Source organism: Pseudomonas sp. CC120222-01a (assembly GCF_003097235.1).
Lineage (GTDB): Bacteria > Pseudomonadota > Gammaproteobacteria > Pseudomonadales > Pseudomonadaceae > Aquipseudomonas.
Genome location: NZ_QEQQ01000002.1, coordinates 198,684 through 213,057, shown reverse-complemented (window position 1 = coordinate 213,057; position 14,374 = coordinate 198,684). Strand labels below are relative to the sequence as shown.

The following is a 14,374-nucleotide window of genomic DNA, read 5'->3' as shown; positions in this document are numbered from 1 at the left end:
TCGAATGCTTTATTCTGTGCTGAATCTCAGGAGCAGCCCGTGAAAGCCCTCGACCAACTCACCTTCGACAATCGCTTCGCCCGCCTGGGCGATGCGTTCTCCACCCAGGTCCTGCCCGAGCCGATCGCCGAGCCGCGCCTGGTGGTGGCCAGCGAGTCGGCCATGGCCCTGCTCGACCTCGACCCGGCCCAGGCCAATGAGCCAGTGTTCGCCGAGCTGTTCAGCGGCCACAAGCTCTGGGAAGAAGCCGATCCGCGGGCGATGGTCTATTCCGGCCACCAGTTCGGCTCCTACAACCCGCGCCTGGGCGATGGCCGCGGCCTGCTGCTGGCCGAAGTGCTGAATGACCAGGGCGAGCACTGGGACCTGCACCTCAAGGGCGCCGGCCAGACGCCTTACTCGCGCATGGGCGACGGCCGCGCCGTGCTCCGCTCGTCAATCCGCGAGTTCCTCGCGTCGGAGGCCCTGCACGCGTTGGGCATCCCCAGCAGCCGGGCCCTGTGCGTGATCGGCTCGAGCACCCCGGTGTGGCGCGAAACCCGCGAGAGCGCGGCAATGCTGACCCGCCTGGCGCAGAGCCATGTGCGTTTCGGGCATTTCGAGTACTTCTACTACACCAAGCAGCCGGAACAGCAACGCGTGCTGATCGACCACGTGCTGGAGCAGCACTACCCCGAATGCCGCGATGCCGAGCAGCCTTACCTGGCCATGTTCCGCACTATCGTCGAGCGCAACGCCGAGCTGATCGCCCGCTGGCAGGCCTATGGCTTCTGCCACGGGGTGATGAACACCGACAACATGTCGATCCTCGGCATCACCTTCGATTTCGGCCCGTATGCCTTCCTCGACGATTTCGACGCCAACTTCATCTGCAACCACTCCGACGACCGCGGCCGCTACAGCTACGCCAACCAGGTGCCGATTGCCCATTGGAACCTCAGCGCCCTGGCCCAGGCCCTGACCACGGTGATCGAGGTGGAATCGCTCAAGGAAGCGCTGGGCCTGTTCCTGCCGCTGTATCAGGCGCACTACCTCGACCTGATGCGTCGGCGCCTGGGCCTGACCACTGCAGAAGACGACGACATGGCGCTGGTCGAGCGCCTGCTGCAGCGCATGCAGAGCGGTGGCGTGGACTACAACCTGTTCTTCCGCAAGCTGGGCGACCAGCCCATCGCCGAAGCGCTGAAGGTAGTGCGCGACGACTTCATCGACCTCGCCGGCTTCGATGCCTGGGGCACGGATTACCTGGCCCGCTGCGAACGCGAGGCGGGCAATGCCGAAGGCCGTCGTGAGCGCATGCATGCGGTGAACCCGCTGTACGTGCTGCGCAACTACCTGGCGCAGAAGGCCATCGAAGCGGCCGAAGCGGGGGATTACAGTGAGGTGCGCCGCCTGCACCAGGTGCTGAGCCAGCCGTTCGAGGAGCAAGCCGGCATGCAGGCCTACGCCGAGCGCCCACCGGAGTGGGGCAAGCACCTGGAAATCAGCTGTTCTTCCTGATTAACGCCAAACCCGCTCCCACAGGGATCTGCGATACACATATTGGAGATGAAATGTCCGACCCACTGGTAATCCCCTGCCCCCACTGCAACGGCCTCAACCGCCTGCCGGCGGCACGCCTGGGCGACGCCCCGAAATGCGGCCGCTGCAAACAGGACGTGCTGCTGAGCCAGCCCTTCGAACTCAGCGAGGCCAACTACGCCAGCCAGATCAAGGGCGACCTGCCACTGCTGATCGACGTCTGGGCCGACTGGTGCGGCCCCTGCAAGTCCTTCGCCCCGACCTTCGAACAGGCTGCCCGTCAGCTCAGCGGCCGCTGCCGCCTGGCCAAGCTCGACAGCGAAGCCAACCGCAACCTGGCCGGGCAACTGGGTATCCGCTCGATCCCCAGCCTGATCCTGTTCAAGAACGGCCGCGAAGTCAGCCGCCAGGCCGGCGCGTTTCCACTCCAGTCGTTGCTGGAGTGGTTGCGTAGCCAAGGGGTTTAAGCGTTCTCTTCGAGCAGCGAATGCAACTCGACAAACTGCTGTGTCAGCTTGTGCCGCGGCTCCAGGTGAATCAGCGGCAGGTTGGCATGGTGCGACTCGCGCATTTTTACCGAACTGCCCAGGTACACCGGTAACACCGGCAGCCCTTCGGCCAGCAGTTCGTCAAGCATCTGCTGGGGCAGGCTGGCGCGGGACTGGAACTGGTTGACCACGATGCCTTCGACTACCAGGTCTTCGTTGTGGTCGTCCTTGAGCTCTTCGATTTCGGCCAGCAGGCCGTACAGTGCCTGGCGCGAGAAGCTGTCGCAGTCGAAGGGGATCAGCACGCGATCAGCGGCGATCAATGCGGAAACCGCATAGAAGTTGAGCGCCGGTGGCGTGTCGATGTAGATACGCTCGTAGTCCTCGTCCAGCTCGTCGAGCAACTTACGCAGCTTGTTGATCTTGTGCTTGGCCTCAAGCTTCGGCTGCAAGTCGGCCAGCTCCGCCGTGGCGGTGACCACATGCAGGTTGTCGAACGGGGTTTCGTAGATATCGACCTTGTTCTTCTTGCTGAACGGCCCACTGGACAGGCTCTGCTTGAAGAAGTCGGCGATGCCCATGGGGATCTCGTCGCCAGTCAGGCCGGTCAGGTACTGGGTCGAGTTGGCCTGGGCATCCAGGTCGATCAGCAAGGTCCGATAACCTTCGCTGGCGCTCACTGCCGCCAGGTTGCAAGCGATGCTCGACTTGCCCACGCCACCTTTCTGATTGAACACCACGCGCCGCATGATTGACCTCCGTGTATCAACGAATGCCCGAGTATGTGGCGGCGCAGCGGCAATGGCCAGTGCCATTTGCCCATTCGCTGGCCCCGCCCGGAATCATCACCCTTGGCCAGCCATCAGCCCCGTCAGCAACTCGGCAAACGCCCGGGCCATCGCCGAACTGCCACGCTCGCGCTGCACCAGCCACACCGCCGACATCGCCCCTTCATCCAGCAGCGTGCGGTACACCACGCCTTCGATGCGCATGCGCTGGAACGATGCCGGCAGCACCGAGACCCCAAGCCCGGCGGACACCAGGCCAATGATGGTCATCGCCTCCCCCGCCTCCTGGGCGAAATGCGGGCTGAATCCGGCCTGGCGCGCCAGGCTCAACAACTGCGCATGCAAGCCGCTGCCGTAGCTGCGCGGGAAGAACACGAACGGTTCCTGGGCCAGGGCAGCCATGTGCACGCCCTGTTCGGTGCCTTCGGCCAACGGGTGTGAGGCATTGATCACCGCCACCAGTGGTTCGCGGAACAGCTCAGTGGCCACCAGGCCCTCCGGCAGCGGCATCGGCCGCATCAGACCGACCTCGATGGATTCGTCGAACACCCCTTCGGCGACATCCCGGCTGCTCATTTCCTTGAGGTTCAGGTGCACTGCAGGGAAGCATTGGCGAAAGGCATGAATAGCCTTGGGAATCTTCGACGTGAACGGTGCCGACGAGGTGAAACCGATCTTCATTTCACCGAGTTCACCCAACTGCGCACGCCGGGCCACATCGGCTGCCTTCTCCACCTGCGCCAGCACCTGGCGCGCCTCTTCGAGAAACAGCCGGCCAGCCTCGCTCAGCTCGACCCGACGATTGGTCCGCTCGAACAGACGGGCACCCAGTTCCTGCTCCAGCGCCTGGATCTGCTGGCTCAATGGCGGCTGTGAGATGCCCAGCTGCTGGGCCGCACGGCCGAAGTGCAGCTCTTCGGCAACGGCGATGAAGTAACGCAAATGGCGCAGTTCCATGATCGGCTCCAATCAGGTCGCTAAACGTCTCAAATAGGTCGAACAATATATTGGATCTAATCATTAGCCAGCTATATGCTTTTTTCATTGCGCCAGAGGTACCGCCCGTGAAAACTGCTGTAGCCCCCCTTCCTGCCGGCCCAGAACCTGCCCCCCTGAACGACATGTGGATCGAAAAAGGCACCCCCGCCTTCATGAAGACCGTGCTGGCCCTGTTCAGCGGCGGCTTCGCCACGTTCGCCCTGCTGTACTGCGTGCAGCCGATGATGCCGCTGCTGTCGAAGGAGTTTTCCATCAATGCGGCGCAAAGCAGCCTGGTGCTATCGGTATCCACTGCGATGCTGGCGTTCGGCCTGTTGATCACCGGCCCGATCTCCGACCGCATCGGCCGCAAGCCGGTGATGGTCTTTGCCCTGGTCTGCGCCGCCCTGTCGACCCTGGCCAGCGCGATAATGCCAAGCTGGGAACTGGTGCTGGCCACCCGCGCCCTGGTGGGCCTTTCGCTGAGCGGACTGGCGGCGGTGGCGATGACCTACCTCAGCGAAGAAATCCACCCGCAGCACATCGGCCTGGCCATGGGCCTGTACATCGGCGGTAACGCCATCGGTGGCATGAGCGGGCGGCTGATTACCGGGGTACTGATCGACTTCGTCAGCTGGCACACGGCGATGTTGACCATTGGTGGCCTGGCCCTGGTGGCTGCGCTGGTGTTCTGGAAAGTGCTGCCCGAGTCGCGCAATTTCCGCCCGCAGTTGATGAGCCCGCGTAGCCTGCTGGACGGTTTCGTCATGCATTTCAAGGACGCCGGGCTGCCTTGGCTGTTCCTCGAAGCTTTCCTGCTGATGGGCGCCTTCGTCACCCTGTTCAACTACATCGGCTACCGCCTGCTGGCCGAGCCCTACCACATGAACCAGGCGCTGGTCGGCTTGCTGTCGGTGGTGTACCTGTCGGGCATCTACAGCTCGGCGCAAGTCGGCGCACTGGCTGACAAGCTGGGCCGACGCAAGGTGTTCTGGGCCAGTATCGTGGTAATGGCCGGCGGTCTGCTGATGACCCTGGCCACCCCGCTGGCGCTGGTGATCGTCGGCATGCTGGTGTTCACCTTCGGCTTCTTCGGCGCGCATTCGGTGGCCAGCAGCTGGATTGGCCGCCGGGCGCTGAAGGCCAAGGGGCAAGCTTCGTCGCTGTACCTGTTCAGCTATTACGCAGGGTCCAGCGTGGCCGGCACGGCCGGTGGCGTGTTCTGGCACCAATGGGGATGGAACGGGATCGGCTTGTTCATCGGCAGCCTGTTGGCGGTGGCGTTGCTGGTGGCCCTGCACTTGAGCAAGTTGCAACCCAAAGCTGCCTGAAAGGCCGAGGCATCATGCCTCGGCCAGTATCATCACGAAACGCGCCTGAAGCAGCTCGCCTTCGGCTTGCAGCTGGAGGCTGAGCGGTTTGCCACCTTCCTGCTCCAGTACGTGCAACCAGGCCAGCACGGCAGCCGCAGCGCCTTCCAGGCTGACATCCACTTGCCCGGACCTGGCCTCCAGGTTGGTGATACGCAGGCCCGCAGCCTTGGCGCGCTCGTTCAATCCCGCAGGTGTCAGCACCTCGACGGGAGTTGACGACCGAGGTGGCCCCTGCACGATTCGCTGCAGTTGGGCACCCAGTTCATGTTCGCGTGCCAGGTCTCGCTCAGCCTGTTGCAGGCGGGCCTGCCCCGGCAGCCACAGTAGTTGGCAAATGACGATCAAGCTCAGGCCCCATGAAGCGGCCTTCAATAGCGTGCGTCGGCTGGTTGATAGCTGTTGCCACTGGCGTACCAACGCAGATTCCCTCCAGTACTTCATTCAGCCTCCCGCCAGGACAGGGTCGCCCGCACACCTAGGTCGGCCTGCCGCCCCTGTTCCATCCGCATACCGGGAACGCGAGCGCCAAGCCGTTCGAGATCGTCAAAGCCGTGGGCAACAACGTCGACGCGCCAACCCTGTTCAGGTGTCGATTCAGCCCGTTCGATCACCACATTGCCTGCGCCGACCAACTGCTCCGAAAGCAGCGCCAACTGCTCCACGGTAGTCGCCTGCCTTGGGCGGTGTTCGAGCAACCTGATCTGCGTAGCCAGGTCGCCGCCTGGAGCCTGCTCAGGTGCCCAGCGCTGCAACACCCGAACACTCTGGGCATGCAGCTGTGATGCCTGCTGCATAAGCCACTGCGCACGCACCTGATCGACCAGGCAAGCCATGAGCAAAGCCAGCACCACGCCACTTGCCAGGCCTCGCCATGCCGGCCGTATGCGCCGCCGACGCATTGCGCCCTGGCGCAGGTCCACAGCGCCAGCACTGCCTTGCATCAGGATGCCCACGGCACTGGCGACTTGCTGATCACAATCGACCGCACCTGTTGAGCCGGCCTCGGCCATCCAGGGCATCGAAGCATATCTCTGCTTCAGTGCCTGTGCGGCCTGGGCACTGAGCGCCAGGCAAGCGCCCTCGCTGCCCCCCAACAGCCATCGCCCCTCGAACCACAGGGCGCATGCCCGCTCGGCACTCAGCAGGTCGGCATCGACGTGTACGGCGATGGGGTCGATGCCCTGCTGCTGAAGCGTCGACAGCAGCTGGCGCAAGCATTCCCGCGCGATCACCCACACCTTGCGCCGGCCCTCTTCATCTTCTGCCCCGAATGCCAGGTGCAGCGCCTCCAGCGGTGCTGCCAGCTGTTCTTCCGTCGCATAGCCCAACGTCTCCCGGCTGGGGCGCCTGCCCGGTATCGGCCCGATCACGCAGTAGCCCGCCAGCTCCATCGGCAAGACAAGCACCACCGCTGCAGCGGCCAGCTCTGGCGGCAAGTTGCCCAAGCGTGACCGGTACTGGTGGCCCTGCGCTGTGCGCACGAGCACCGGCCATGCGCCGTCGTCTTCGACTACGCCCCCGGCCAGCAGAAACAGGTAAACCTCACTCATCTTGCATGTGCTCCGGCTGTGCAGAAAAAAACCGACGCAGCACACGCACCTGATGTGTGTTCGGGTCGATTTCAAGGTCGCTGTAGAGATAACCAAGGCTGCCTTCCAACGCGGCCTGTACCTCCAGGCGGTACCAGCGGCTGGTCACCGACAACCCATGGCTGTCGATGCCAAGCCCCACCAGCTGCGGTTGCGCCAGAAACTGCTGAACGCTGGCATAGCCCCCTTCGGGCCGCTTGCCCATCACGCTCCGTGCAATGGATGCATCGACGCCTTCAAGGCCTTCGAGCACTCGCACCAGGGCGGTATTGACGTTGAGCCCTGCCTGGGTGGGCAACGCCACGACCCATGGCTGCAAGCGTGCCATCACCTGCGCATCAACGCCCGGCAAGGCGCGCAACTGGCTGGGGTCGAGCATGCGCTGCCCGGCCAGAGACTCCAGCGCCGGCGCCTCGATCTGCAAGGCATGGCACAACCGCTGCCAACGTTCGAGCAGCACAGGGTCGGGGGTTTTCCGTGCGGTCAGCGCAGCGATATTGAAGCGCCCGGAGAGATCCTCCAGGCGCAGCCGGAGCTGCCCCTGCTCAAGTTCCAGCAAACGGGTTTGCGCCCAAGGTTGACCGCCATGGGTCACCTGCAACAGGGTCGTAGCCTGCTGCTTCAGCTGCTTCAAGGCATGCTGTTCGCCAGCGTGGGCGAGTTGCAGCAAGCGCGAGGCATCGATCTGCTGCCGGATGCTGCCCAGCATCCCCTGGTGGCTACGCAACATGCTGGCGACCAGCAGGGTCGACAGTGCCATTACCAACAGAACGGTGATGAGCGCCACGCCCTGTTGCCCCGAGTTTTTCACAGGCTTGCCCCCGCCAGGGGCAGTACTCGGCGAATCCCCTGAAAGCGCTGGGTCGACAAGGTGATTTCAAGAGCCTGGGGCGGTTGCACAGCAGTCCAGCGGGAGACCCATCCGCTTTCTGCTCCATACAACCTCCAGCGCAGTTCCTCGACACCTTCAAGCAACCGTTGAGGGTGAACCTGCCCGTGCTCCAGCGTCCGCCGCTGACGCCACAACACACCGTCCTCCAGCCAGTACTCGACAACCCGCAAATCGCTGCGCGCAAACGATTGTCGATCACGCTCGGCAGCAAGCAACCAGCCCACCCGCTGCGGCGTCAGCAACACCCCATGACTCCCACCCTTCTTGCTGCTCGTGGGCCAGTACCCTTGCAGTGCATCCCGCTGCATCAAGCTCATGGCCCGCCCCAGGGCACGCAATTCATCGGCCTGGGCCTGACGTGCGGCATCTGCCCGTACCAATGCAGCCAACAATTGGCTGGTACCTGCCGCCAGCAAGGCAAAGATGGCGATGGCCAGCAACAGCTCCAACAGGGTAAAACCGCGCTGGATAAAGGCAGACTCACTGCGTTGCATCGGCAACCTCCAGCCAGCCAACGACGTGGTAAAGCGGCTGCCGGTCCGATGCCAGGCCGACACTCACGCCAACTTCGACAAGTGCCAGCTCAGCCTGATGACGCCTCGACTCAACGATGAACCAGGCGCGCTGATCGAACTGGATCTCGTGGGGCCGACGTTGTGCAGCCGCAGTCGCGTGCAAGCGAAGCTCGTTAAGGTGGTTATCGGCGATCCAGCTGGCAAACAGTCGATCACGCATACCCTGCGACTGTGCCAGTACCTGCTGGCTGGCAGTGGTCACCGCTGCGGCCAGCACGGCGAATACAGACAGCGCCACCAGCACTTCCAGCAACGTGAACCCACGCTCAGCGTTCGAGCCAGGGGTCATTGAGGCCATCGCTTGAGAGTTGAGCAAGGCCGACACCCGCTTCATCGAATGACAACGAGAAAGGGGTGTACTCGTCGTTACGGGCAAACACCAATTGCGCGGTGCTTCCTGGCCCGGCGAGCATCACCGGGAAGCCGTCGATACTCAGGCGCAAGTCCAGGCCAGTATCCCGGCGCGGCCCTGCCGCTATCCAACTGCTGCCGGACGCCTTCATCAGCTGATAGCCGCGGGCATCAATGTGCACACCCATCTCCTGCCCCTCCAGCACAGCCTGCTGCCTGGCATGTTCGACCAGTTGCAGGAACAAACCGGCCTCCTGGCTGGCCAGGCGTTGCGGGTCGCGCCCCAACTGCAACCCCGCCATGCCCATGACAACCCCTGCCAGCAATAGCACCAGCATCATTTCGAGCAGGGTGAAGCCTTTCGCGCGACGCAGACTCATTCGACCCAGTTACCAATATCGGCATCCGCATCTTCACCGCCAGGCTGGCCATCGGCTCCCAGGGAGAACAGGTCGTACCCCTGCCCCGATCGCGTACCGGGGTTGCTGTATTGATAAGGCATGCCCCATGGGTCCAGCGCCTGGCTCTTGAGGTAGCCTTGGGCATTCCACTGGCGTGGCAAAGGTGCAAGGGTCGGCCGCCGGATGAGCGCCTCCAGGCCTTGGGCGGTGGTCGGATAGCGCCCATTGTCCAGGCGGTATATTTCCAGAGCCGTGGAGATTGACTGGATATCGGTACGCGCCGCCGTGAACTTGGCATGGTCCGGGCGGCTCATCACGTTGGGCAGCACCAACGCGCCGAGGACGCCCAGAATGATGACCACCACCATGATTTCGATGAGCGTGAAGCCACGCTGGGCACGCCGTGCAAAGCCAGAAGACATATCAGTTGACCAGTTGGTTGAGGTTGAGAATGGGCAGCAGGATGGCCAGCACGATGAACAGCACGATGCCGCCCATCAGTAACAGCATCAGGGGTTCGCACAGGCTCACCAGCAGGGTTATGCGACCAGCCAGTTGCCTGGCCTGGAGCTCGGCGGCACGCTCGAGCATGCAGTCCAGTTCCCCGGCACGCTCACCACTGGCGATCATGTGCAACATCAGTGCGGGCATGCTCTGGCTCCGTGCCAGGCTATGGGCCAGCGTTGCGCCTTCACCCACTTCACGCACCGCGGTTTGCAAGCGCTCGCGCAATACCAGGTTGCCCACCACGGCTGCGGCGATGTTCATGGCATCGACCAGCACGACACCACTGCGGCCAAGAATCGCCAAGGTACTGATGAAGCGCGTGGCCTCACTGGCAAGAACAAAGCTGGCGTAACCTGGCAAGCGCAGGGCCATGGCATGCCACTGCTTTCGCCTCGCAGGCGCGCGCAATAGCAAGGCAGCAGCGGTAACCCCTGCCAGCAGTACCAGCAAGGCCAGCAACCCAAAGCGGCCAAACCCATCGCTGAGTGCAATCAGCACCTGTGTCGCCAGCGGCAACTGTGCCTGGTCGCGGGCAAATGCCTGCACCACGTCCGGCACCACATAGCCGAGCAGAAAGCCCACCACCAGCAGCGCGACGATCGTCAGTATCAGCGGGTAGAGCATCGCCAATTGCACTTTCTGGCGCAGGGCCTGTTGATCTTCACCATGCCCAGCCAGGCGCTCCAGTACCCCTGCCAAGTGCCCGGAGCGCTCCGCCGCCTCGACCGTGGCGCGGTAAACCAGCGGGAAGGCCAATGGGTAATGGGCCAGTGCATCAGCAAAGGTATTACCTTCGGCGACTCGCTCAGCCACGCCGAGCACTACCTGCCTGGCCTGACGCTGGCCACTTTGCGCCGCCACCGCCTGTAGCGCCTCGCTCAGTGGCATGCCCGCCTGCAACAGCGTCGCCAGCTGCCGGGTCAGCAAACAGCGGCGCGCCAGGGAAAGACGATTGCCTGGAACCAAGGCGGCAAAAGGCGAAGGCTTCAAAAGTTCGATCGTCATGACCGACCAGCCCTGCTCGCGCAACTGCTGCCGGGCCTGACGCGCACTGGCAGCCTCTAGCGTGCCGCGCTGGCGAGCGCCATCCAGGCGTTGGGCCTGATACCGGAAGACCGCCATGTTCAGTCCTGGCCCGTCACGCGCAGCAATTCCTCAAGACTGGTCTGCCCTTGGCAGACACGCTGAACGCCATGTTGAAACAGGCTGGTCGTGCCCGGGCGAAGTAGACCCTGCATCTGTGCCAACGATGCGCGGCCATGGATTGCCTGCGCCATCTGCGGGGTAATGACGACCATCTCATGCAAGGCCATGCGCCCGCTGTAACCCATCTGACACAGCTCACAACCTACAGCCTGGTAAAGCTGCCGCGGCAGGTCGTCAGGGTTGCCCAGGGCGCTGGCGGTGGCGTCATCCACCTCGTACGCGGCCTTGCAGTGCGGGCACAACACCCGTACCAGGCGCTGTGCCATGACACCGGCAAGGGAGGATGCCAGCAGGCAGGTGTCTACCCCCATGTCCGCCAGCCGCGTGATGGCACCCAAGGCACTGTTGGTGTGCAGGGTCGACAGCACCAGGTGGCCTGTCAGCGAGGCCTGCACGGCAATTTCCGCCGTTTCCCGATCACGGATCTCCCCGACCATCACAACGTCCGGATCCTGCCGCAGGATCGCCCGAAGTCCACGGGCAAAGGTCATGTCGACCTTGCTGTTGACCTGGGTCTGGCCGATGCCGGGCAAGTGGTATTCGACTGGATCTTCGACGGTGAGGATATTGCGCGACTCACGGTTCAGTACCGAAAGCGCCGTATATAGCGTGGTGGTCTTGCCCGAACCGGTCGGGCCTGTCACCAGGAAAATACCGTGGGGTTTTTCCAGCAAGGCCAGGAACGCCTTCTGCACCGAAAGCTGCATCTGCATGTGCTGCACATCCAGGCGCACAGCCTGCTTGTCCAGCAAGCGCAGCACCACCCTTTCCCCATGGGCCGCAGGCAAGGTGGACACACGCACATCCACCTCATGGCCGGCCAGCCGCAGGCTGATGCGGCCATCCTGTGGCACGCGCTTTTCAGCAATGTCCAGTCGCGCCATGACCTTGATCCGCGACACCAGCAAAGCCGCGAGCGCTCTGGGTGGCGACAGCACTTCGCGCATGACCCCATCGACGCGCATGCGAACACGCAACTGCTGTTCGAACGTTTCCAGGTGGATATCGGAAGCGCGCGACCTGACCGCTTCGCTGAGCAAGGCATTGAGTAAACGGATGATCGGCGCATCATCCTGTTGATCGAGCAGATCGCTGGTCTGCGGCAACGCCTCAGCCAGGCTTGACAGGTCAATGTGCTCATCCAGCCCTTGGATGACCGATTGCGCTGCATCCTGGGCGCCGCCGTAGCAAGCGGCGAGGCGCTCTGCAAACTGCTCGCCATCTACCAGGCGCAGTGGCCAGTTCTGCCCCACGACACGCAGCGCCTCTGAAAGCGCTTCGAGAGAAGCATCGTCGCGCATCAACAACACGGGTTCGGCTGCCTGCCGGTCCAGCAAAATGCCATGACGCCGTGCGAAGCCGAATGGAATCAACGGGTTCAAGGCTATGGCTCCCGGCCTTCCGGCATCGACCGCGCTTCGAACAACCTGCGGGGGTCCTGGGGCACGCGCGCCGGGTCGGTGGCGCGAACATCATCGTAAGCACGAAGCCCGGACTCCACCAGTTCAGCCTGGGTACGCAAGATGGTAGGCCGCAGGAACACCATGAGATTGGTCTTTTCCTGGGTATCCCTGGTCCAGCGGAACAAGCCACCTAGCAGAGGCAAACGGCTGAGCAAAGGCACGCCGCGCTGCTCTGTGCGCACACTGTCCTTGATCAGGCCACCGATCACGATGATCTCGCCGTCCGCCGCAAGGATGGTGCTCTTGAGCGTTCGCTTGCTGGTGACCAGGTCACCTTCAAGCGTGCTGGGTGCCAGTACCGAGCTTTCCTGCTCAACCTCAAGGCGCAGGCTTCGGCCTTCGTTGATGTGCGGGCGAACCTTGAGGCTGATGCCGATATCCTTGCGTTCCACGGTGGTGAACGGGTTATCCGCGCCATTGCCCGAAGTGGTGTACGAGCCGGTCTTGAAAGGCACGTTTTGCCCCACCAGGATTTGCGCCTCCTGGTTGTCGAGCGTGAGCAGGCTGGGGGTGGACAGCAGGTTGCTACGGCTGTTGCTGGCCAATGCGGAAACCAGCAGACCGAAGCGGTCGGAGCCCAGCGCCAGCGCTGCGCCACTGGGCAGCGCCTTGTCTGCCCCCAGTACATCGGCCAGTAGCGCACCGCTGTCCGGGAATGTCACCCCGCCTTTGAGGCTGCCGCTGTTCATTCCCCACTGCAAACCCAAGGCCTCATTGATATCGCCACTGACTTCGACAATGGCCGCATGTATCAACACCTGTGCACGGGGCTGGTCCAGTTGCTCGATGATCTTCACCACGCTCCCCAGCGCTTTCGGTTCCCCCAGCAGCACCAGGGCGTTCTGGCTGGAGTCTGCCTTGACCATCGCCCCGGCCGCGAGCGGCTGACCCAAGGCTTCTGTGCCCGCCTTGCCATCCAGCCGCTTGCCCACCTCACCGAGGACCTCGGCCAGCTGCTCGGCATTACCATGCTGGAGGCGCACCACGCGCCAGTTATGCGCGTTTTCAGGTGCCGGTACATCCAGCTCGCGGGCCAGTCGTGCCAACCGTTGGCGGGACTTTTCCGGCCCAAGCACGAGCAGGCGATTGCTGCGCGTGTCTGCCAATACCCGCACACCGCTGTCCGGGCTGCCAGCCGAAGCCTCGACGACAGGCAACACATCGGCGGCTTGCGCTATACGCAGCGTTACCACTTCGTAGTCATGCCGCTGACCGCTGTCCAGTTGGCCCACCAAGGCATGCAAGCGCTCGAGGTTGGCAGCCGAGTCGGTGACGACCAAGGCATTGGCGGAGCTGGACGGGCCGATATAACCGTTGCTCGACACCAGCGGCCTGAGCAGGCCGGCCAGGTCGGCGGCAGTGCTGCCAGACAGGCTGAACACACGCGTGGTAAATGCGGAAGGAATCGCATCGGCCTGCTGGTTGGCCCAGGCCTTGGCTTCGCTTGCCGGTAAAACAAGCAAGCGGTCACCATCGTTCACTGCGGCAAAGCCTTGCGCATTCAAGACCGAGTAAAACAACCTTCGTACACCCTCACGGTCGTGCGCCTCATTGGACAGAACGGTGATGCGCCCTTGCACACGAGGGTCCAGCACAATCGTCTGGTCAAGAATGGCCCCGACTTCGCGAACCACATCACGCACATCGGCATCGCTCATCGCCAATTGCCAAGTTGGCGCATCAGCCAAAGCCAGTGGGCAGGTCAAGGTCAGGCAAGCCCCAAGTGAGGCGGCCCGCAGGTAACGTTGAAAAATCATTGCACCTCCCGCAACAGGCGGGGTGAATCGGCAGGGGCAGGACCGCGCACGGCGCTACTGCCAGATTGAACGAAGACGTTGGCGCGGCCGCCGGACAAGGTCAGGGTTTCTTCACGCCCGTCGACCCAAAGGGTGATCGCTCCCACGTCGATACGCCGTAACACACTGCCTCCCGGCAAGCGCTCGCCCACGCTGTAGAAACTGTCACCCTCGCGGCTTCCCACCAACGCACGGGTTTGGCCACGACTGGGGATGAAACACGCCTTGAGCACCAACCCGGCCTGGCTTGCCAGCCGTTCCCCTGGCTCGCTAAAACCAAAGGCCAATGCCAGGGTCGCCGTGGGTAATAGCTGTTTCGCGGGTAAAGCACTGGCCACACTGACTTGCCCGACAGCTTCAACCAAGCCGGGGCGCGTCACTTCGCGCCAGGCCAGCACGACCAACGCCAGAAGAGGGATTGCGACCCAGGACAAGACCGAAGAATG

Annotated in this window: 16 protein-coding genes; 3 read left to right on the top strand and 13 right to left on the bottom strand. The window is 63.2% G+C overall.

Annotated elements, in window-relative coordinates; translation table 11 throughout:
- Positions 1 to 39 precede the first annotated feature (39 nt).
- Both selO and trxC read left to right on the top strand, forming a co-directional pair.
- Positions 40 to 1,500: a protein adenylyltransferase SelO gene (gene selO / locus N430_RS03920; RefSeq protein ID WP_110633058.1), complete on the top strand. Its 1,461-nt coding sequence runs from the start codon at positions 40 to 42 to the stop codon at positions 1,498 to 1,500.
- A gap of 53 nt (positions 1,501 to 1,553) precedes the next feature.
- Positions 1,554 to 1,988 (top strand): thioredoxin TrxC, encoded by a 435-nt coding sequence (gene trxC / locus N430_RS03915; RefSeq protein WP_110633055.1) that lies wholly within the window; start codon positions 1,554 to 1,556, stop codon positions 1,986 to 1,988.
- Here trxC and N430_RS03910 read toward each other — a convergent pair.
- Entirely contained in the window at positions 1,985 to 2,758 is a 774-nt protein-coding gene (locus N430_RS03910) for a ParA family protein (RefSeq protein ID WP_110633052.1), read from the bottom strand. The two genes, trxC and N430_RS03910, sit on opposite strands and share 4 nt — an antisense overlap.
- A 96-nt stretch (positions 2,759 to 2,854) precedes the next feature.
- Positions 2,855 to 3,754, bottom strand: a complete 900-nt coding sequence (locus tag N430_RS03905; RefSeq protein ID WP_110633049.1) for a LysR family transcriptional regulator — start codon at positions 3,752 to 3,754, stop codon at positions 2,855 to 2,857.
- 164 nt (positions 3,755 to 3,918) lie between these two features.
- Here N430_RS03905 and N430_RS03900 point away from each other — a divergent pair, with 164 nt between their 5' ends.
- Positions 3,919 to 5,106, top strand: a complete 1,188-nt coding sequence (locus tag N430_RS03900) for an MFS transporter (protein WP_256592064.1) — start codon at positions 3,919 to 3,921, stop codon at positions 5,104 to 5,106.
- Between the two features lie 12 nt (positions 5,107 to 5,118).
- On the opposite strand, the gene gspM is transcribed toward N430_RS03900, so the two are convergent.
- The 11 genes from gspM to N430_RS03845 are packed head-to-tail and all read right to left on the bottom strand — an operon-like array spanning position 5,119 to position 14,362.
- Entirely contained in the window at positions 5,119 to 5,589 is a 471-nt protein-coding gene (gene gspM / locus N430_RS03895; RefSeq protein WP_110633043.1) for a type II secretion system protein GspM, read from the bottom strand.
- Positions 5,586 to 6,698 carry a type II secretion system protein GspL gene (gene gspL / locus N430_RS03890; RefSeq protein ID WP_110633040.1) on the bottom strand — a complete coding sequence of 371 codons (1,113 nt, stop codon included), beginning with the start codon at positions 6,696 to 6,698 and terminating at the stop codon, positions 5,586 to 5,588. Before gspL ends, gspM begins: the two co-directional genes overlap by 4 nt.
- Entirely contained in the window at positions 6,691 to 7,548 is an 858-nt protein-coding gene (locus tag N430_RS03885; RefSeq protein ID WP_110633037.1) for a general secretion pathway protein GspK, read from the bottom strand. Before N430_RS03885 ends, gspL begins: the two co-directional genes overlap by 8 nt.
- Positions 7,545 to 8,123, bottom strand: coding sequence for a type II secretion system minor pseudopilin GspJ (gene gspJ / locus N430_RS03880; RefSeq protein ID WP_110633034.1), 579 nt, complete (start codon positions 8,121 to 8,123; stop codon positions 7,545 to 7,547). Before gspJ ends, N430_RS03885 begins: the two co-directional genes overlap by 4 nt.
- Positions 8,110 to 8,493 (bottom strand): type II secretion system minor pseudopilin GspI, encoded by a 384-nt coding sequence (gene gspI, locus N430_RS03875; RefSeq protein WP_371922757.1) that lies wholly within the window; start codon positions 8,491 to 8,493, stop codon positions 8,110 to 8,112. The genes gspJ and gspI overlap by 14 nt, the downstream gene beginning before the upstream one ends.
- Positions 8,471 to 8,935, bottom strand: coding sequence for a type II secretion system minor pseudopilin GspH (gspH, locus tag N430_RS03870; RefSeq protein WP_110633028.1), 465 nt, complete (start codon positions 8,933 to 8,935; stop codon positions 8,471 to 8,473). Before gspH ends, gspI begins: the two co-directional genes overlap by 23 nt.
- Entirely contained in the window at positions 8,932 to 9,378 is a 447-nt protein-coding gene (gene gspG / locus N430_RS03865) for a type II secretion system major pseudopilin GspG (protein WP_110633025.1), read from the bottom strand. The genes gspH and gspG overlap by 4 nt, the downstream gene beginning before the upstream one ends.
- Position 9,379: 1 nt before the next feature.
- Positions 9,380 to 10,585 carry a type II secretion system F family protein gene (locus tag N430_RS03860; RefSeq protein WP_110633022.1) on the bottom strand — a complete coding sequence of 402 codons (1,206 nt, stop codon included), beginning with the start codon at positions 10,583 to 10,585 and terminating at the stop codon, positions 9,380 to 9,382.
- 2 nt (positions 10,586 to 10,587) lie between these two features.
- Entirely contained in the window at positions 10,588 to 12,051 is a 1,464-nt protein-coding gene (gspE, locus tag N430_RS03855; protein ID WP_110633019.1) for a type II secretion system ATPase GspE, read from the bottom strand.
- A gap of 2 nt (positions 12,052 to 12,053) precedes the next feature.
- The gene (gspD, locus tag N430_RS03850; RefSeq protein ID WP_110633016.1) at positions 12,054 to 13,889 is read right to left on the bottom strand and encodes a type II secretion system secretin GspD; all 1,836 of its coding nucleotides are present in this window, start codon (positions 13,887 to 13,889) and stop codon (positions 12,054 to 12,056) included.
- The gene (locus N430_RS03845) at positions 13,886 to 14,362 is read right to left on the bottom strand and encodes a hypothetical protein (RefSeq protein WP_178083367.1); all 477 of its coding nucleotides are present in this window, start codon (positions 14,360 to 14,362) and stop codon (positions 13,886 to 13,888) included. Before N430_RS03845 ends, gspD begins: the two co-directional genes overlap by 4 nt.
- Positions 14,363 to 14,374: the final 12 nt, after the last annotated feature.

Excerpts from the sequence above, each read along its gene's own strand:
- trxC (WP_110633055.1), top strand. The coding sequence starts at position 1,554 with ATGTCCGACCCACTGGTAATCCCCTGCCCCCACTGCAACGGCCTCAAC.
- N430_RS03910 (WP_110633052.1), bottom strand. The coding sequence starts at position 2,758 with ATGCGGCGCGTGGTGTTCAATCAGAAAGGTGGCGTGGGCAAGTCGAGC.
- N430_RS03905 (WP_110633049.1), bottom strand. The coding sequence starts at position 3,754 with ATGGAACTGCGCCATTTGCGTTACTTCATCGCCGTTGCCGAAGAGCTG.
- N430_RS03900 (WP_256592064.1), top strand. The coding sequence starts at position 3,919 with ATGTGGATCGAAAAAGGCACCCCCGCCTTCATGAAGACCGTGCTGGCC.
- gspM (WP_110633043.1), bottom strand. The coding sequence starts at position 5,589 with ATGAAGTACTGGAGGGAATCTGCGTTGGTACGCCAGTGGCAACAGCTA.
- gspL (WP_110633040.1), bottom strand. The coding sequence starts at position 6,698 with ATGAGTGAGGTTTACCTGTTTCTGCTGGCCGGGGGCGTAGTCGAAGAC.
- gspJ (WP_110633034.1), bottom strand. The coding sequence starts at position 8,123 with ATGCAACGCAGTGAGTCTGCCTTTATCCAGCGCGGTTTTACCCTGTTG.
- gspI (WP_371922757.1), bottom strand. The coding sequence starts at position 8,493 with ATGACCCCTGGCTCGAACGCTGAGCGTGGGTTCACGTTGCTGGAAGTG.
- gspH (WP_110633028.1), bottom strand. The coding sequence starts at position 8,935 with ATGAGTCTGCGTCGCGCGAAAGGCTTCACCCTGCTCGAAATGATGCTG.
- gspG (WP_110633025.1), bottom strand. The coding sequence starts at position 9,378 with ATGTCTTCTGGCTTTGCACGGCGTGCCCAGCGTGGCTTCACGCTCATC.
- N430_RS03860 (WP_110633022.1), bottom strand. The coding sequence starts at position 10,585 with ATGGCGGTCTTCCGGTATCAGGCCCAACGCCTGGATGGCGCTCGCCAG.
- gspD (WP_110633016.1), bottom strand. The coding sequence starts at position 13,889 with ATGATTTTTCAACGTTACCTGCGGGCCGCCTCACTTGGGGCTTGCCTG.